This window comes from Nonomuraea mesophila, assembly GCF_004352805.1.
GTDB classification, from domain to species: Bacteria; Actinomycetota; Actinomycetes; order Streptosporangiales; family Streptosporangiaceae; genus Nonomuraea; species Nonomuraea longispora.
In genome coordinates, this window is sequence record NZ_SMLD01000181.1 from 1 (window position 1) to 18,468 (window position 18,468).

Annotated in this window: 15 protein-coding genes; 5 read left to right on the plus strand and 10 right to left on the minus strand. The window is 73.3% G+C overall.

The window, feature by feature from the left end; translation table 11 throughout:
• From E1295_RS40365 to E1295_RS40375, 3 genes are all read right to left on the minus strand, one after another.
• On the minus strand, nt 1-1,478 hold a 1,478-nt coding region (locus tag E1295_RS40365; protein ID WP_246080943.1), incomplete at its 3' end, for a condensation domain-containing protein.
• Nucleotides 1,475-2,983: a condensation domain-containing protein gene (locus tag E1295_RS40370; RefSeq protein ID WP_132639320.1), complete on the minus strand. Its 1,509-nt coding sequence runs from the start codon at nt 2,981-2,983 to the stop codon at nt 1,475-1,477. The genes E1295_RS40370 and E1295_RS40365, both read right to left, overlap by 4 nt.
• Before the next feature lie 2 nt (nt 2,984-2,985).
• A complete protein-coding gene (locus tag E1295_RS40375; RefSeq protein WP_281284800.1) occupies nt 2,986-4,455 on the minus strand; it encodes a class I adenylate-forming enzyme family protein in 1,470 nt (489 codons plus the stop codon).
• Between the two features lie 147 nt (nt 4,456-4,602).
• Here E1295_RS40375 and E1295_RS40380 point away from each other — a divergent pair, with 147 nt between their 5' ends.
• The 3 genes from E1295_RS40380 to E1295_RS40390 are packed head-to-tail and all read left to right on the plus strand — an operon-like array spanning nt 4,603 to nt 7,968.
• Complete coding sequence (locus E1295_RS40380; RefSeq protein WP_132639324.1) at nt 4,603-4,836, plus strand: acyl carrier protein; 234 nt, start codon at nt 4,603-4,605, stop codon at nt 4,834-4,836.
• Between the two features lie 10 nt (nt 4,837-4,846).
• On the plus strand, nt 4,847-6,091 hold the full coding sequence (locus tag E1295_RS40385) for a condensation domain-containing protein (protein WP_132639326.1): 1,245 nt from the start codon (nt 4,847-4,849) through the stop codon (nt 6,089-6,091).
• Entirely contained in the window at nt 6,088-7,968 is a 1,881-nt protein-coding gene (locus E1295_RS40390) for a N,N-dimethylformamidase beta subunit family domain-containing protein (RefSeq protein ID WP_132639328.1), read from the plus strand. Before E1295_RS40385 ends, E1295_RS40390 begins: the two co-directional genes overlap by 4 nt.
• 43 nt (nt 7,969-8,011) lie before the next feature.
• On the opposite strand, the gene E1295_RS40395 is transcribed toward E1295_RS40390, so the two are convergent.
• From E1295_RS40395 to E1295_RS40425, 7 genes are all read right to left on the minus strand, one after another.
• A complete protein-coding gene (locus E1295_RS40395; protein WP_132639330.1) occupies nt 8,012-9,814 on the minus strand; it encodes an NAD-dependent epimerase/dehydratase family protein in 1,803 nt (600 codons plus the stop codon).
• A 50-nt stretch (nt 9,815-9,864) separates the two neighbouring features.
• Nucleotides 9,865-10,797, minus strand: coding sequence for a methionyl-tRNA formyltransferase (locus E1295_RS40400; RefSeq protein ID WP_132639332.1), 933 nt, complete (start codon nt 10,795-10,797; stop codon nt 9,865-9,867).
• Entirely contained in the window at nt 10,794-11,483 is a 690-nt protein-coding gene (locus E1295_RS40405) for a PIG-L deacetylase family protein (RefSeq protein WP_132639334.1), read from the minus strand. The genes E1295_RS40400 and E1295_RS40405 overlap by 4 nt, the downstream gene beginning before the upstream one ends.
• Entirely contained in the window at nt 11,470-12,474 is a 1,005-nt protein-coding gene (locus tag E1295_RS40410; protein WP_132639336.1) for an NAD-dependent epimerase/dehydratase family protein, read from the minus strand. The genes E1295_RS40405 and E1295_RS40410 overlap by 14 nt, the downstream gene beginning before the upstream one ends.
• Before the next feature lie 146 nt (nt 12,475-12,620).
• Nucleotides 12,621-12,980 (minus strand): hypothetical protein, encoded by a 360-nt coding sequence (locus E1295_RS40415; protein WP_132639339.1) that lies wholly within the window; start codon nt 12,978-12,980, stop codon nt 12,621-12,623.
• Between the two features lie 9 nt (nt 12,981-12,989).
• On the minus strand, nt 12,990-13,895 hold the full coding sequence (locus tag E1295_RS40420) for a WXG100-like domain-containing protein (protein ID WP_132639341.1): 906 nt from the start codon (nt 13,893-13,895) through the stop codon (nt 12,990-12,992).
• Entirely contained in the window at nt 13,892-14,269 is a 378-nt protein-coding gene (locus E1295_RS40425) for a YbaB/EbfC family nucleoid-associated protein (protein ID WP_166427650.1), read from the minus strand. The genes E1295_RS40420 and E1295_RS40425 overlap by 4 nt, the downstream gene beginning before the upstream one ends.
• 198 nt (nt 14,270-14,467) lie before the next feature.
• Between E1295_RS40425 and E1295_RS40430 the strand changes: the two genes are divergently transcribed.
• Both E1295_RS40430 and E1295_RS40435 read left to right on the plus strand, forming a co-directional pair.
• Nucleotides 14,468-15,622, plus strand: a complete 1,155-nt coding sequence (locus E1295_RS40430; protein ID WP_132639345.1) for an amidohydrolase family protein — start codon at nt 14,468-14,470, stop codon at nt 15,620-15,622.
• Nucleotides 15,623-15,697: 75 nt separating this feature from the next.
• The gene (locus tag E1295_RS40435) at nt 15,698-18,466 is read left to right on the plus strand and encodes a glycoside hydrolase family 2 TIM barrel-domain containing protein (protein ID WP_132639347.1); all 2,769 of its coding nucleotides are present in this window, start codon (nt 15,698-15,700) and stop codon (nt 18,464-18,466) included.
• The last annotated feature ends 2 nt before the right edge of the window (nt 18,467-18,468 follow it).

Here is an 18,468-nt window from a genome sequence, read left to right on the forward strand (position 1 = left end):
CCGCCGCGCTCCCCGCCGCGCTCCCCGCCGGGCTCCCCGGGCGTGGCGCCGGGCGGCTCGGCGGGCGTCCCGTCGCACTCCACGGCCACCGCGTCCGGCCGGGCCTGCGCCTGCTGGAGGAAGAGGTCCACCACGGTGCCGTCGGGCACGGTGAGCGCGGGGCCGTTCCCCGCCGTGCCGACCAGCTCGCGCTCCCCGGCCGGCAGCACGTCCAGCTCGGACAGCCGGGCCTCGGGGCACCCGGCGACCGAGGCGAGCACCGTACGGAAACGTGCGGTCAGCCGGTCGGCGGAGTCCTGCTCGAACAGGTCGGCGCTGTAGACGAACGCGCCGTGCAGCCCGTCCCCGTCGGGCCACAGGTCGGCCCGCAGGTCCACCATGGAGGGCGGCGCCCCGTGCGGGAACGGCGCGCTGTCCAGCCCCGCGAACGTCGCCGCCTCCCCGTAGCCGACGGCCGCGTTGTGCAGCCCGAACATGGTCTGGAACAGCGGCGTGCGGCTGAGGTCACGTTCGATGTCGAGCGCGGACAACACCCGTTCGATGGGCGTCTCGCCGTGCGCCATGGCCTCCAGCACGCTCCGGCGGGTGCGGCGCAGCAGCTCGGTGAACGGCGGGTCGCCCGACAGGTCGCCCCGCAGCACCAGCGTGGAGGCGAACAACCCCACCATCGGCTCCAGCTCGGGCCGGGAGCGCCCGGCGGTGGGCGTACCGACGAGGATGTCGTCCTGGCCGGTGTGGCGGGCCAGCAGCGCCTGGTAGGCGGTGAGCAGCACCATGAACAGCGTGCAGCGTTCGGACCGCGCCAGCCGCCGCAGCGCGCCCACCAGCACCGGGTCGAGGTCGAAGTGGGACTCGCCGCCCTCGCTGCCGCGACGGGCCGGGCGGGGGCGGTCGGCGGGCAGGTCCAGCGGCGTGGCCCCGGCGAGCAGGTCCGTCCAGTAGCCGACGCCGGCGTCGGCGGCCCGCTGCGCGTCGGCGTACGAGGCGTATGTCACCGGCAGCTCGGGCAGCCCGGGCGGCGTGCCGTGGACGCGGGAGGCGTAGCACCTGGCCAGGTCGTCCATGAGCACGTTGAGCGACCAGCCGTCGCCGATGATGTGGTGCAGCACGACGCAGAGCACGTGGTCGTCCCCGGCCAGCCGGATCAGCGTGACCCGCAGCGGCGGCGCGGCGCCCAGCTCGAAGGGGGTGTTCGCGCGTTGCTCGCACAGCCGTTCGGCCTGCTCGGGGGTGGCGAGGTCGACCAGTTCGACGGGTACGCGGCCCGGCGGGTCGACCACGGCCACCGGCTGCCCGTCGTCCTCGGGGAACCGGGTGCGCAGCGACTCGTGCCTGGCCGCCACGTCGGCGAACGCGCCCGTCAGCGCGCCGGCGTCGAGCGGGCCGCGCAGCCGGCGCACGACGGCCACCCGGTAGGCGGGGTCGGCCGGGTCGAGCCGCTGCAGGAACCAGAGCCGCTCCTGCCCGAGGGAGATCATGCGCGCAGCTCGCTGACCGCCGCCGCCACCCCGGTGACGGTGGGGTCGTCGAGGAACACGTCGAACGGCACCTCCACGCCGAGCCGTTTCCTGATCCTCGCGCTGATCTGGGTGATGGTGAGGGAGTGGCCGCCCAGGTCGTACAGGTCCTCGTCGGGGGCGACGTCGTCGATCCGCAGCACCTCCATCCAGATGAGCCGTACCTGTTCCACCAGCTCGCCGTCCACCGCCCCCGCCTCGCGCGCCGGCGCGGGGGATCCGCCGGGGGCCTGCGGCGGCGCGGCGGTCGAGATCGTGGGAACGGGGCCGGCGGCCGGCAGGAGGGTGGTCAGCGGCACGTCGGGGTCGGCGCTCGCGGTGGCCAGCAGGGCTCTCAGGTCGTCCCCCGCCGTCTCCACGTCCCGGGTGGAGATGAGGTCCGGGCTGTGGTGCAGGGTGAGCCTGAGCCCGTCGTCGCCGTCCACGGCCTGCAGGTGCAGTACGTTCCTGACCGTGCGGCTGGACATCTTCCACTCGGCCGACGTCCGCAGCCCGGGGAAGACCACGTCCGCCGCCCGCCGCCGGAAACTGATCGACACGGGGGCGAGGGCGGGCCGAGGCCTGATCCCGCCCACAGCGCGGGCCGCGGGGACGTCGCGGAAACGGTTCAGCTCGCGCACCTCGGCCCGCAGGGTGTGGGCGAGCTGCCTGAACGTGGTGTCCGGCTTGGGCGCGGAGTAGACGGGCAGCTCGGTGGCGAACAAGCCGATGTGGTCCCGGGTCGCGGCCTGCCGGGTGGACATGGCGATGGCGACCGCCGCCTCCGCGTTGCCGTAGCAGAACAGCAGCCCGTGCACGGCGGCGAGGAACGCCTCGAACCGCGTGACCCCGGTGGCCTGCGCCGCGGCCATCTCGCCGGTCAGGTCGAGCAGGACCTCCTCGGCGCGGCCCGCCGTCCCCGCGGTCCTGACCGTCCCGCCGATCATCACCTCGGAGGTGTCCCGCCAGCGGGCCCGCCAGTACGCGGCGGCCTCCGGCGGGATCGTGAGCGGCGCGCCGTACGGCATGGGCAGCGGCGCGAGCGTCCCACCCGCGTATGCGGCGGCGAGGTCGCGCGTCAGGAGGTCCTTGGACATGCCGTCGAACACCAGGTGGTGCCCGGCGAACAGCAGCACGTGCCGTTCCCCGGCCACCTGCGCCAGCGTGAACCGCGCGAGCGGTCCCCGCCCGAGGTCGAACGGCCGCGCGATCTCCTCGCGCAGCAGCCGTCCGGGATCGGGCGCGGCCATGAACGTCACGGGCGGGCGCGCGGCGTCCGGCACCAGGTGCAGGTCGCCGTCGCGCTGCCCGAACGCGCACCTCAGCACCGGATGGCGGTCGACGACCGCCTCGCACGCGCGCAGCATCGCCTCCCGGTCGAGCGGCCCGTCGAACCAGAGGGCGAACGGCATGTGGTAGGCCGTTCCCGTGCCGTGCAACACCTCGGTGATCCACATCCCGTGCTGCGCCTGCGATGCCAGGACCATGTTCACTCCTCTGCCAGACGGCGCAGTTCCCGCTTGATGACCTTGCCGGCGGTGTTCCTCGGCAGGGCGTCGAGGCAGAGCAGCTTCGACGGCAGCTCGTGCCCGGCCAGCCGGTCGCGGAGGAAGGACCGTACGTCGCTGAGCGCCAGCGGCTCGCGGGCCACCACCGCCGCGGCCACCGCCATGCCCATCACGGGGTGCGCGACCCCGAACACCGACGCGTCCGCCACCGCGGGATGTTCGTGCAGCGCGGCCTCGACCTGCAGCGTCGACACCTTGAACGCGCCCGACTTGATCACGTCGCCGTCGCGGTCGACGAGGTACAGGTAGCCCTCGTCGTCGAGGTAGCCCAGGTCGCCCATGCGCACCCAGCCGTCCTGGAAGGCGTCGTCGCGCTCGCCGTAGTAGGCGCGGGGATGGGCCGCCGCGCGCAACCACACCTCGCCGGTCGTCCCCTCGGGCACGGGGTTGCCCTCGGCGTCGGCGATCCTGAGCCGCGACCCGCCCGCCGCCCGGCCGAGGGAGCCGGGCCGGTCGCCGTCGTAGATCATGATGGTCTGGGCGGGGGCCGCCTCCGTGGAGGTGTAATAGTTGGCCACGGTCGCGTTCGGGAACGCGACGGTGAGCCCGGCGGCCACGGCCGGCGGGAGCGCGGCGGCGGCCGAGCCGAGCAGCAGCACGCTCGACAGGTCGTGGCGGTCCTGCACCTGGGCGTTGAGCAGCTCGATCGCCATCGCGGGCACGACGAAGCAGGTGCCGGCCGCGTACGTCTCGACGAGGGCGGCGAACCGGGCCGGGGTGAACGTCGGCAGCGTTACCACCGTGGGGGCCGCGGTGAGCGCGTGCAGCAGCATGACCTGGCCGGCGTTCGTGCCGATCGGGAAGGCATGCACCAGATGCCGGGAATGGGCGAACGGACGGCGTTTGGGGTGCACGGGGGGGAAAGTCAGGTTGGCGTGGGTGGCGGCCACCCCCTTGGGGCGGCCCGTGGTGCCGGAGGTGTAGAGGATCTGGGCGAGCGAGAGAGGGTCGATCGCGGGCGGGTCGATCGCGCGCGGGGCCGCGGCTCCCGAGCGGCGTAACAGGTCCTCGAAGGCGATGACGGCGGGGCCCTGAGGCGGCTCCCGCAGCGCGTCGCGCCCGTGCACCACCACCGCCGCGCCGCCGTGCCCGATCATGTGGGCCAGCTCGGGAGGGGCCGCCCGGTCCGGCAGCGGCACCGCCACGCCGCCCGCCTTGAGCACCGCCATCCAGCTCACCGCGTAGTCGAGCCAGTCCCGGCCGCCGAACACCAGCGCCACCCGCTCGCCCCGGAGCGGCCCCGGCAGCCCGCGGGCGGCGGCGGTGGAGCGCTCGTCCCATTCGCGCAGGGTCATGGCTCCCTGGCCCGCGACGACGAGCGCTTCGTGATCAGGCTCGGTGGCTGCTCGGGACGACAGGAGGTCGGGGACGGGAAGGGCCGACGGAACCACCCCCAGAATTTTTTTCGTCGTGCCGCTTGACGCTAGAAAAAATGCACAGAAGCGTCAAGCCCTCACCTTCAGGCGCTTGCCGACATCTGGTAACGCGTGACACACTCGCCGCGGATTCCCCGACCAGGGAGGGTTCACCAGGTGTTGATGGATGGAGAGCTCCGCGAACGGCTCGCCGGCATGATCGCCGAGGCCACCGACGGCGCGGTCGACCCGGCCGAGGTGATGGCCGGGCGCACCCGGCTGAGCGATCTCGGCGTCACCTCGCTCGCCTTCCTGCGGCTGATCGACGCCGTGGAGACCGAGTTCGGGGTGCAGCTCGAACCCACCACCCTGGACGGCCTCGACGAGCTGGTGGACTACGTACGGCTGCACGGCTGAGCCGCCCGGCATGGCTGAACCGGTCGACGCGCCGCTGACCTGGGGCCAGCAGGACATCTGGCGGGCCGTCCTCGCGGCGCAGCCGCAGGACCACTACCTCACCATCGGCCGCGTGTTCGACGCGCCCAGGAAGCGGCCCGTCACCGTGGAGCGCGCGGCCCAGGCCCTCCACCGGCTGGTCGCCAGGCACGAGTCCCTGCGCACCCGGCTCACCGGACCGCGCGACGCGCCGCTGCAGCGGATCTTCCCCGAGGCGCGGCCGGCCTTCGAGGTGACCGGGGACGAGCCGGGCCCGCAGATGTGCGACCGGCTGACGGCCCGGCCGTTCCGGTACGGCGAGGAGTGGCCGCTGCGGGTGGCGTTCGTGACGGAGGGGGGACACGTACGCCAGGTCGTCCTGGTCCTCAGCCACCTCGCCGCCGACGGCCACGCGGCCGACCTCCTCGTCAAGGACTTCAGGCTGCTCCTGCTGCGCGACTCCCTGCCGCCCCCGCCGGGCCCGTCGCCCAGGGAGCTGGCCGCCTGGCAGGGCTCGGCCGGCGGGCGGCGCCTGTCGCGGGAGACCATCGCCGCCTGGCTCGCCGAGCACGCCCGCCTCGACCCGGTCCCGCCACCGTCGCACCCGCCGCGAAGGCCCCGTTTCGTCGAGGTCACCCTCCGCTCGCCCGTCCTCGACGCCGCCGCCCAGTCCGTCGCCGCCCGCAACCGCGTCAGCTCCTCCACCGTGCTGCTGGCCGCCGCGATGCGGCTGGCCGGCGGGCTCACCGGGCAGCGCTTCCACGGGATGCGGGTGATCGTGAACAACCGCTTCGCGGCCGGCCGCCGTGACGTGGTGGGCACCATCTCGCAGGAGGCGCTCGTGGTGCTCGACCTGGGCACCGACTCGTTCGACGCGCTGGTACGCCAGGCGTGGGGGAGCGCGCTGCGCGCCTACCGGCTGGCCCAGTACGACCCGTGCGCCATGGCGGAGGCGGTCGGCGGCGCCGGGCCGGGCATCAGGTCGTTCGGCTGCTTCAACGACCAGCGGCTCGCCCAGGAGGACGGAACGCCGCGCGAACCCGCCCCCGGGGTGACGGAGGTCGTCAGGACGGACACGATGGACCGCAACATCTGTGACTTCCGCGTGCACGTCGGCGGCGAGCCCGGCCGGATGGCGGTGTCGTGCTACGCCGACACCGCGCTGCTGCCGCCGCCGGACGCCGAGCGTTACCTGCTCGACCTGGAGAGACTGGTGGCTGGGGAGGCGCGAACATGAGCCTGTACGCCACGGCGACGTCGTGCGCGCAGGGCGACGCGCTGCGCTTCCGCCTGCTCGACGAGGGCGGCGGGCCGATCAGGGTGGAGGACGTGCCGTCCGGGCGGACCGTCCTGGAATGCGCCGCGGCGCCGGGGCCGTACTGGACGCTGAAGGTCGGGACGGACTGGCCCAGCTCGCTCTATCGAGCGATCTACCACGATATTTCGGCATATTTCGTCGTACGCAGTGCCGTGCCCGCTTCGCCCATCCTGCTGTCGATCCCGTTCCCCACGTGGGAGGCGTACAACCGGCCCGGCGTTCCCGGCGAGGGCCTTTACCAGTCGGAGCAGCCCGACCGCGCCGTCAAGGTCACCTTCGACCGTCCCGGAGCCGGGCCGCAGGTCGAGGAGTGGGAGCTGGGCCTGCTGCGCTGGCTCGCGCCGGCCGGCTACGCCGTCGACTACTGCTCGGCCCTCGACCTGCACGCGGGCCCCGCCCCGCGCGGGGGCCCCGACCTGCTGAGCCGCTACCGGCTGCTGGTCGTCAACGGGCACGACGAGTACTGGTCGTGGGAGATGCGGGACGCGGTCGAGGAGTTCGTCCGGCGCGGCGGCAACCTCGCCATCTTCTCCGGCAACACCTGCTGGTGGCAGGTCCGGTTCGAGGACGACCTGCGCACCATGGTCTGCTACCGCGACGCCGTGGCCGACCCCATGGCCGCCACCGACCCGGGCCGCGTCACCGTCGAATGGCCCAGCGCACCCGTCAACCGCCCGGAGAACGTCCTGACCGGCCTGTCGTTCCTGAACGGCGCCGGCTGCTGGGTCGACTCGCGCGTCATGGCCGAGGAGTCCTACACCGTCCGCTTCGCCGGGCACTGGGTGTTCGACGGCACCGGACTGGCCGACGGCGACCCGTTCGGGCGGGGCGCCATCGGCTACGAGACGGACGCCGCCGACCTCGACTGGGTGGACGGCGTGCCCCGGGCGTCGGGCCGCGACGGCGCGCCGCCGTCACTCGTCGTCCTCGCCACCGCCGACCTCGCCCACTGGCGCCGGTACGGCAGAGCCGGCGCCGCCACCATGAGCGTGCACCGCCTCGGCGCGGGCACCGTCTTCAACGCGGGCACCATCAACTGGGGCAACACCCTGCACGACCCGGCGCTGGCCCGCATCACCCGCAACGTCCTCGACCGCCTCTCCCGGCCGTCGCCCGGCCCCACCTGGGAGGCGATCGGCCCGTCCCTGCACGGCGGCGTACAGGAACGGGCTGCATCCGGCGCGTCCCCGCACGGCGGCGGCGTGCGGGCGCTGGTGTGCTGCGAGGGCCGGATCTTCGCCGCCTGCGCGGACGGCGCGTTCGCCTACCGGGACATCTCCGGTCAGAACCGTCCCTGGCGGACGATCGACGAGACGGACGCGATCGCCCTGGCGGCACCGAGGGAGGCGCACGGCGGCCCGCCCGCCGGCCTCTACGGCGTCGCCTCCGACGGCACAATCCGCTACCGCGACCCCGTGCCCGGCCCTGCCCCCTGGCAGGACGTCGGCCGCGCCCCTGAGGGCACCACCGGACTGGCCGCCGCCGACGAGGGACTGTTCGCCGTCACCGCCTCGAACGAGCTGTGGCACCTCCCCATCAGCCGGCTCGCCACACACGACTGGACCAGGATCGGCCCGGCGACCGGCCCGGCGACAGGCCCGGCCACCTTGGCCGCGATGAACGGCAGGTTGTTCACCGTCGTGGCCGACCGCGTCCTCACCAGAACGGCGGCCCGCCACGACACACCGTGGGCGGATCTCGGCCCCGCGGCCGGCCACACCGTCCTCGCCGCCGCGTCCGGCGCCCTCATCGGCGCGGGCCCCGACGGCGTCCTGCGCCGGCGCCCGGTCGTCTGATCCGCGACCGCTGGTGGTCCGCGCGGCGTGCGCCCGAAGGCGGTCAGGCGCGGTCGCTCTCGTACGCCAGCCACTGCGCGAACGTGTGCAGCCCGTAGTCCAGCGTCACCTCCGCCCGCCAGCCGAGCTCCACGCCCGCCCGCTCCACGTTGACCAGCGGGCCGCCGGGGCTCTCCGAGGTCTCCAGGCGCACCGGCCGCACCGCCTTGGACACCGCGTCGGCCAGCTCCCGCATGCGCCGGCGCCGCCGTCCCGCGATGTTGTACACCCGCCCCGCGACCCCCTTCTCCAGCGCCGCCAGGACCGCCTGGGCGACGTCCCGCACGTGGACGAGCTGCGCGGGAGGACCGTGCACGGACCCAGGACGGTTGAGGGAGGAGCGCAGCACCAGGTCCGCCACCGCCCCGCGCTGGGGCATGCCGGGCCCGTAGGGTTCGCCCAGCCGCAGCACCACGGCGCCGGGCGCGGCCGACTCGACCGCGAGGAGGGCTCGCGCCAGGGGGGTGTCCGCCGGTTCGACGGGCGTCTCCTCGTCCACCCACGTGCGCGCCGGGTAGACGCGGGAGGAACTCAGCAGCACCCCGCCACGGCCGCCCGCGAAGGCGGCGCGGGCCAGCCGTACCTCCTCCTCGGGGTCCGCGTCCGTGTCCCAGCCGAGCGCGCAGACGTGCACCACGACGCCGGCCTCGCCCCCGGACAGGCGGAAACCCCGGTCGGTCAGGACGTCCGCCACGTGCTGCCGGACGAACGTCGCCGCTCCGGTGACGGCCACCTCCTGCCGCGCCTGGACGACAGGCGGAGCGGGGACGCCGGGCGGCGCGAGAGCGGAGCCCGCCCGCAGGCCCGCTTCCGGACCCGCTTCCGGACCCGCTTCCAGGCCCGCTTCCAGACCGGCCCTGGCGACGTCGTGCAGCTCCGGCCACAACCGGGCGAGCTCGCGCGCCCCCAGCTCGTGGCAGAGCCCGCCGGGGCCCAGGGTGGCCAGCGCCTCGTCCACGAGCCGCGCGTCCCCGCGCGGCCCGCGGTGGACGACCCCCATCGTGTACGCCGTCAGCCACAGCGGGAAGTGCGGGCCGGCCCCTGCGCGTGCCCGCAGTGCGCCCGCGTCGATCCCCAGGCCGGCGAGGTGGTCGTCGCAGCGCAGGTCCCGCCACCGGCCGGTGCCGGGCACGCGCACCGCGCACTGGGCCACCCCGCGTTTGAGGAACGGGATCACCGGCAGCCGGTCGAGCACCCGGTCCTCACCGGCATCGGCCGGCGGGTCGTCGGCGAAGAAGCACGGGGAGCGGCGTACCCCCTGGAAGTCGTTGTCCACGAGGCTGGCCAGGTCCTCGTGCTCGGCCAGGCTCGGCACCGCCACGTACACCGGCACCCCGGCCTGGCGCAGGTAGCGGCCCATGAGAACGTCGTCGGGCCAGGTGCCGCCCTTGTCCCTGGCCCACTCCACGTACCCCGCGGCCACGTGCCTGGGCAGCAGCAGCGCCGCCACCGGTGTGTACTCGCCCGCCCCGCGCACCCAGCGCGCCCCTGCCAGCGCGCCCATCCGTACGGCGGCGCCGTTGCGCGAGTTCCAGAACGCGAACAGGGCCAGCGCGGCGCCCGGCATGGCCTGGGCCGCGCGCGCGGCCCGGTCGAGGAAGCCGCCGGACAGGGCCATGTCGTCGTGCAGCAGCACGTGGTGGGTGGCGTGCTCGGGGATGCTCGACCAGGCCAGCAGCGAGGTGCGGAACGCCGACGGCCGGCCCCCGGGATCCGGGTCGGTGACCACGTCCAGGACGTCCCCGGCCAGCCGGGCGGCCGCCTCCCTGCGCCGTGGATGCGCCATGACGGCTCCGGTCAGCCGCACGTCCCCCTCCGGATCGGCGCCTGCGCGTGGCGGCGGGCCGGCGGACGGGCTCACGTTCCCAGGCATGCGCCGACCGCGAGCTCGTCCGACTCCAGCAGGTCGAGGGCGTCGCGCCGCTCGCCGCCCTCCCACTGGATCTCGCGCACCACCAGCAGTCCCGACCCGCACGCCACCAGCATCCCGCCGGTGCCGGTCGACCAGACGGGCGCGAGCACCGTGCCTGCGGGCTCGGAACCGCCGTGCTCGATGAGGTCGGCGCTGTGCACGTACAGGCGCCGTCCCGCCACGGACGTGAACGCGCCCGGGTACGGGGCCGCCAGAGCGCGCACCCAGTCGTAGAGGTCGGAGGCGGGCCGCGACCAGTCGATCACGCCGTCCCCGGGCCGCCGTTTCTCCCACCATGACCCGCCGGGCTCCTGCGCCCGCGCCACCACCCGCCCGTCCAGCAGCAAGGGGATGTACGTGGCCAGCAGATCGATGTTGATCTCGGTGACCTTGCGGTACACCGCGGTGACGTCGTCGCGCCGGCTGATGGCGAACTCCCGCTGCGCGATCAGGTCGCCGGTGTCGGCGCCCTCGTCGAGGAAGAACAGGCTGACCGCGCTCGTGGTGAGCCGCTTGATGATCGTCCACGGCAGCGCGGCCCGTCCCCGACCCTCGGGCAGCCGGGTGGGGTGCAGGCCGATCGCCCCTCGCGGGCAGGCCGACAGCAGCGGCTCGCGTACGAGCTGCGACCATCCCGCGATCACGAGCAGGTCCATGCCCTTGACCCGCTCGTACGCGCGCCCGTCGTTGATGTCGTCGGTCTCCAGCAGCGGGATGCCGTGCTTGTCCGACGCCTCGCGCAGCGGGGCGTACCCCGAGCGGTGGCTGAGCCGCGGCGGATAGCCGATCAGCAACGACGGCGGCGTGCCCTGCGCGACCAGCACGTCCACGGCGGGGGCGGCGAACTCCATGCCGGTGGCGAACGCGAACGTCTTCACAGGACCTCCCTCAGCACCCCGAACGCCTCGGCGTGGGCGACGCCGATCTCCGCCCCGCGCAGCGTGGCCAGCGCCGTCACCGACTGCTCGCTCCTGATGTGCGGCGAGGGCCGGTGCTGGCTCCTGTAGCCGCGCAGCGCGGCGAGCTTGCGCGTCAGGTGGGGTCCGATGTCGCAGTACGCCGTCGAGCGCGGGATCGGCCCCGAGGCCCACTGGATCTTCGACATCTCGTACATGAAGACGTTGGGCACCAGCCACTTGCCGAACTGCGGCGCGATCGGCCGGGCCGCGGCGAAGGCGGCGTGGAAGACGGCGCAGTGGTCCTGGTCGTAGTCGGCGAAGCTGGGCAGCAGCAGCAGGTCGGGCCGGCGTTCGTTGAGCGCCTGCTCGAACAGGTCGACCAGCTCCCTGCGCGGCAGCGTGTCGAGGCGTTCGGTCAGCCCGCGGTCCCCGTACGCGATGTCGTAGGTGAAGCCGAGCAGCTCGCGCACGGTCTCGATCTCGTCGAGGCGCTGGCCGTAGGTGGTGGCCTCGTCCAGCCCGTAGTGGCGCATGCCGTCCACGGCCAGGTAGAGGACGTGCACCTCGGCTCCGGCTTCGGCCTGCGCCGCCATCAGGCCGCCGCAGCCCAGAACCTCGTCGTCGGCGTGGGGGGAGATCACCAGGACGCGGTCAAAGCGGCGCATTCACTGCCCTTCGGTCCTCTCTGGCACGGTAGTAGTCGGCGGTGGCGAGGATCAGCTCGTCGAGCGGGATCCGGGGCCGCCAGCCCAGGTCGGTGGCCGTCCTGAGCGCGGGGATCTTGTGGAACGACTCGGCCTCGGCGTAGTGGGGGCCGTGCACGCTCCTGCCGTCCACCCTGAGGATGGGGGAGGGGCTGGCGAGCAGGCTCTTGACCCGTTCCGCGAGGTCCATGATGGTGACGGCGTTGGCGGGGTTGCCGACGTTGATGATGACGTCGTCGCCCCGCAGCGCCAGGTCCATGTAGCCGGTGAGGAAGCCCGTCAGGTCGCCGGCCGCGATGAACGCCCTGACCTGGTCGCCGCCGGCGAACACGGTGATCGGCCGCCCGGCCAGCGCCTGCTGCACGAACGTCGGCATCACGAACCCGCCGGCCCGTGACTGCCGCGCCCCCGCCACGTTGAACGGCCGGATGACGATCCCGCGCAGCCCGCGCCCGCGGCTGTTGCAGACCATCGCCTCGGCCAGGGTCTTGGCGACCGCGTACTCGATGCGCGTGTTGTACTGCGTCGGCACGACGATGTCGTCCTTCTCGTCGAGCACGCCGCTGCGGCCGTACACCTCGGCGGAGCTGAACATGCACAGCGGCGCGCCCGCGTTCATGCACGCTTCGATGACGGGCGCGGTGCTGCCGATGATGTCGTGGCCGAGCCGTCCGGCGCGCGACAGGATGCCGGCCGGGCCCACGTAGGAGGCGGCGTGGATGACGCGGTCCACGCCGGTGAAGTCGCCGCCGGCGGCCAGGTAGTCCTCGACGCGTTCCCTGATGACCGCGCAGCGGGGGTCGGCGTCGTAGTCCTCGCCGTCGATGACCGCGCCGGCGTTCGAGTCGATGATCCGTACGCGGTGGCCGGCCGCGAGGTAGGCGTCCACGAGATGAGAGCCGATGAAACCGAGACCGCCGGTGATGACGACTTCGCCACCTGGTGCTCGCACGGACCCGCCTTTCCCGCTCGAGGAAAACGGTCACACGGGGCTATGCCGCCCCTTTGTTATCTAGGCGGGATTAAAACAGTTTTCGTCCTTCTTGTCACCCATGGCCACAACTTTTCACCGGCGCCGGGATCCCCATGTCCACGCGGCTATATCGCCCCCCAGATGGGCTTGCCGGGGTCGGGTGGAGGAAGCACCGCGAGGACGGCCAGCACGCTCTCCCAGTCGGCCACCGTGACGCTGTCGGCCGTCAGCCGCAGCCGGGTGGCGACCTCGTTGTGGGCGGTCCTGAACACGTCGAGGCCCTCCATGACCTGGCCGGTGACCGCTTCGTACCCCGTGCCGCCGCCCTCGCCCTTGAAGAACGTCACGCCCTCCTTGCCCTCCCCCCAGAAGTTGCCGATGGCGTCGAGTTCCTCCCCCGCCAGCGTGACGTAGTCGGCGAGGTCGCTCGCCTCGTTGTCGAACGCCTCCGCCGACGAACCGATCCCTGATCGGTGATACTCCATGTGGTCCTTTCAGCGTGCGGGTTTGTGAGCCATGGCGAAATACAGCAGCGTCCGGCCGATGGTCTCCTTCCAGGTGGGGGCGAGGTCGGTGCCGTCCTCACCGCTCAGGGCGTCGTACGTGGGCCCGTAGCCGATCGATCCGCCGGCCAGCCGGCCCAGGAAGTACTGGACGTCGGGGTTGGCGCTCACCTTCTTCATCAGGGGCGCGGTGGCGTCGAACACGCCGTAGAAGGCGACCGACGCGGCGAATTCCTTCAGCGCCAGCGACGCGTTGTCCTGGAACGATCCGGCCCCTTCGCCGCGCAGGGCCTTGACCCCCGCCATCACCGACACGTCGCCGATCGCGAAGATGGCGCTGCCGAGGGAGTACTCCGTCAGCTTGCTCAGCACGATCTTGGCGACGCTGTGCTCCAGCAGCTTCGCCAGCATGCCCGCCTGCGCCCTGCGCATGAGGAACTGCGTGACCTGGTACGCTGCCCCCGCCTGCCAGGGAAAGGTGGCGATGTAGACGAAGCTGGCGAAGTTGGCCAGGGCGAGCGTCCGGTAGGTGTGCCGCACCGTGTCGATGATGTCGGCGAACTCCCTGCACGCCTCGGCGTTGTGCCGGCAGCGGCGGGCGAGCCTGGCGGCGTACCCCTCGCTCTCGTCCTCCGGGAACAGTTCGGCGGTGACCGCGCGCTTGTAGGCGTCCACACCGTCCCCGCCGTTGTGCCGCCAGACCGCCTGGGCCGCGGGGAACGTGCGTTTGGGGCTGCTCTCGATGCGCTCGGCGAGCCGGTCCCAGACGGCGGCGGCCATCCTGGCCCCCTCCGGGTCACCGTGCGGATAGTCGACGGCGAGCATCTCGAAGACGAAACCGGCCAGGCCGAGGGTCCCGAATCCGAGAATGCTCGCGCGGCCGGGGTTGATTCTCAACGCCTGCGACCCCCGCGGCGGTCGTCCGGTCCGGAGCCGTCATCCAGCGGGGTTCCGGTGATGAACGGGATCACCAGGTCGGCCGCCGCCTGCTCGGCCTCCCGTGCCGCCGCGCCCGCCGCCTCCAGGATCGCCTCCGCCAGCGCGTCGGAGCCGAGGCGCATGGCGCGCGGGTCGATGGTGAGCCCGGTGAGCCCGCCGGTCTGCGTGACCTCGGCGACCACGCGTCCCTGCGCCGCCCGGCCGCGGCCTCTGACGGCCGTGACCTGGTCGTTCAGCCGCTCCAGCGCCGCGACGTCCTCGCGGTAGCCGCTCAGCAGCCTGTCGAGCTCCTGGTCGCCGGCGGTGCCGCGAGGATCCGCCGATGGTGTCATCCCCGTCTCCCTCAATACCCTGTCCTGGTACGTCGCTGTCATGAAGATCTTCTACTGTATCCACAAACAAAGCCGGACATATAGGGATGTCCCGGACCATTTGCATCGGTCGCCTGCCGGACGGCGGCGCGTGAACCCCTGCTCACGTGGGGGTTCGCCTATCCTGGTCGCCTACGCTGACCCTGGGAGACATCGCCGATGTCCATGGAGCTCGACCTCGTGCCCAGCGGCCTCGCGCGGGTCATCGACGAGCTGCCGCTGGTCGACCACCACGTGCACGGCGCCACCACCCGCGACCTGCCGCGCCGGGCATTCGAGGAGATGATCGGCGAGTCCGACCGGCCGGTTCCCGAGTGGATGACCCGCTTCGACTCCCAGCTCGGCCACGCGATCCTGCGCCACTGCGCGCCCGTGCTCGGCCTCGCCCCGCACTGCACGCCGGAGGAATACCTGGCCAGGCGGGCCAGGCTCGGCACCGGCGAGGTCAACCGGCTGCTGCTGACGGCCTGCGGCGCCGGGCACCTGCTCGTCGAGACCGGCTACCGCGGCGACGAACTGCTCGGGCCGGCCGGCATGGCCGAGGCGGGCGGCGCGCCCGCCGACGAGGTGGTGCGGCTGGAGGCGGTGGCCGAGCAGGTGGCCGCCGCCGGATGCGAGGCGGGCGCGTTCGCCGGCCGGTTCGCGGAGGCACTGTGGGAGCGCAGCCGCACGGCGCGCGGGCTCAAGACCATCGTCGCCTACCGGCACGGCCTCGACTTCGACCCCGACCCGCCCTCGGCGGCGGAGGTCACCGAAAGCGCCGGGCGCTGGCTGTCCGGAGGCGGCGGGCGGCTCGGCGACCCCGTGCTGCTGCGGCACCTGATCTGGGCCGGGCTGGAGCGCGGGCTGCCCCTGCAGTTCCACATCGGCTACGGCGACCCCGACATCGACCTGCGCCGCTCCGACCCGCTGCTGCTGCGCGGCCTCATCGAGCGGGCCGAACCCACCGGGGTGCCGCTGATGTTGCTGCACTGTTACCCCTACCACCGGCACGCGGGGCTTCTGGCGGAGGCCTACCCGAACGTCTTCTTCGACGTGGGGCTGGCCGTCACCCACACGGGGGCGCGCAGCGCGGCGCTGGTGGCCGAGAGCCTGGAAATGGCGCCGTTCGCGAAGGTGCTCTTCTCCTCCGACGCCTGGGGACCGGCCGAGCTCCACCTCCTCGGGACCCTGCTGTGGCGGCGGGCGATGGCGCGCGTGCTGGGCGGGTTCGTGGCCGAGGGGGAGTGGTCGGCCGCCCAGGCGGTACGGGTCGCCACGATGGTCGGCGTGGACAACGCCCGCCGCGTCTACGACCTGGGCCCCGCCATGTGAGCACGGCACCGCGCCGGGACCGCCGCAATGAGACGGCAATGACGAAACCGCCGCGAAGCTCTAGGCTCGGCTGCGATGGACCTCGAAACCTTCCGCCCCGGTTCCGGCCTGCTCGAACCCCGGGCGGCCCTCCGTTCCGACGCGCCCGCGCTCGACCTCAACGGCACGTGGCGCTTCCGCCTCTCACCCGTGGCCGACGTCCCCGACGACTTCGCCCGGCCCGACTACGACGACGCGGACTGGGACGACCTGCCCGTCCCCTCCCACTGGCCGCTGCACGGCCACGGCGCCCCCGCCTACACCAACGTCTCCTACCCGTTCCCCGTCGACCCGCCCCGGGTGCCCGGCGAGAACCCGACGGGCGACTACCGCCGCGCGTTCGACCTGCCCGGCGGATGGACGGGCGGGCGGCTGCGGTTCGAGGGCGCCGAGTCCTTCGCCCGGGTCTGGCTCAACGGCCACGAACTGGGCTTCTGGACGGGCAGCAGGCTGCCGGCCGAGTTCGACGCCGGGCCCTGGCTCAGGCCGGGCCGCAACGTGCTCGCCGTGCGCGTGCACCAGTGGTCGGCCGCCAGCTATCTCGAAGACCAGGACATGTGGTGGCTGCCGGGCATCTTCCGCGACGTCACGCTCACCCGCTCCACCGCCGACGTCTTCGTACGCGCCTCCTGGGCCGAGGGCCGCGGCACGCTCGCCTTCGACGGCGAGGGCACCCTGAGCGTGCCCGAACTCGGCGTCGCCGGGCTCGAACCGGGCACCGGGATCACAGTCGAGGCCGAACCGTGGACCGCCGAGACACCCCGCCTGTACGACGCCGTGCTCACCTGCCCCGGCGAGGCCGTACGGCTGCGCGTCGGCTTCCGCACGATCTCCATCGCCGACGGCGTGCTGCTCGCCAACGGCCGCCCGCTGCTGCTCAAGGGCGTCAACCGGCACGAGTTCCACCCCCGGGACGGCCGCGCGGTCACGTACGAGACGATGCGCGAGGATGTGCTGCTGATGAAGCGGCACAACGTCAACGCCGTCAGGACCAGCCACTACCCGCCGCACCCCGCCTTCCTCGACCTGTGCGACGAGCTGGGCCTGTGGGTGATCGACGAGTGCGACCTCGAGACCCACGGCTTCGGCCAGGTCGGCTGGCACGGCAACCCCACCGACGACCCCCGCTACGCCGACGCGCTGCTCGACCGCATGCGCCGCATGGTCGAACGCGACAAGAACCACCCCAGCGTCATCATGTGGTCGCTCGGCAACGAGGCGGGCGTCGGCAGGAACCTGGCCGTCATGTCCGCCTGGACCCGCGAGCGCGACCCGTCCAGGCCGCTGCACTACGAGGGCGATCGTTCCTGCGCGCACACCGACGTCTACTCGCGCATGTACGCCTCCCACGCCGAGGTCGAGGCCATCGGCCGCTACGAGGAGGAGGCACTCGACGACCCCGCCGAGGACGCGCGGCGGCGGGCGATGCCGTTCCTGCAGTGCGAGTACGCCCACGCCATGGGCAACGGGCCCGGCGGGCTGGCCGAGTACCAGGAGCTGTTCGAACGCTACCCCCGGCTGGCCGGCGGCTTCGTCTGGGAGTGGATCGACCACGGGATCGAGCACCCCGACTACGAGTACGCCTACGGAGGCGACTACGGCGAGCCCGTGCACGACTCCAACTTCGTGATCGACGGGCTCGTGTTCCCCGACCGCACGCCGTCCCCTGGGCTGCTCGACCTGAAGAAGGTGTTCGAGCCGGTCAGATTCGAGTTCGGCGACGGCGTCGTGCGCATCGTCAACGGCCACGGCTTCCGCGACCTGTCCCACCTCGAGTTCGTCGCCTCCGTGCAGGTGGAGGGCGAGACCGTCGCCGAGCACCGGCTCGACGTGCCCGCCGCCGGCGGCGAGGTCAAGATACCCGGCGCGGGCGGCCCCGACGGCGAACGGTGGCTGACCGTGCGCGCCGTGCTCGCCCGCGACGAACCGTGGGCGGAGGCCGGCCACGAGGTCGCGTGGGGCCAGGCGCTGCTCGTACGGCACCCCGCCCGCTTCGAACGGCCGACGGCCGCGCTCGTGAGCGGCACCACCGAGATCACCGCCGGCGACTCCGCGTTCGACGCCGCCTCCGGCCGGCTCATCCGGCTGTTCGGGATCGACGTCGAGGGCCCGCTGCTCGACCTGTGGCGGCCGCCCACCGACAACGACAAGTACGGCGGCCTGGAGGGCGCCTGGCGCGGGCTCGGCCTGCACCGGCTCACCCACCGGGTGGACGCCGTCGAACAGGGCGACGAGCTGACCGTCCGCACCCGCGTCGCGCCCGCGGCCACCGACCACGGCATCTGGGCGACGTACCGGTGGACGTTCGACGGCGGGTTGCGGCTGCTCCTCGACATCGAGCCCACCGGCGACTGGCGCGACCCGATCCCGCGGCTCGGCGTCACCATGTCGCTGCCCCGCACCTTCGACCGGGTGACGTGGTTCGGCATGGGGCCGGGTGAGGCGTACCCGGACACCGGGATGGCCGCCCGCATGGGCCGCTGGTCGGCCACCATCGACGAACTGCAGACGCCGTACGTGCACCCGCAGGAGAACGGCCACCGGGCCGAGGTGCGGTGGGCCGACTTCGGCGCGTTCCGGGTCACCGGGGATCCGGTGTTCGGGATGACGGCCCGGCCGTGGAGCAACGAGGAGCTGACCCGCGCCCGCCACCGGCCCGACCTGGTGGCGGGTGACCGCGTCCACCTCCACCTGGACCTCGCCCACCAGGGCATCGGCACCGCCACGTGCGGCCCTGGGGTGCTGCCCGCGTACGAGCTGCGCGCCCGCCGCTCAACCCTCCGCATCCGCTTCGACCACCCCTGACC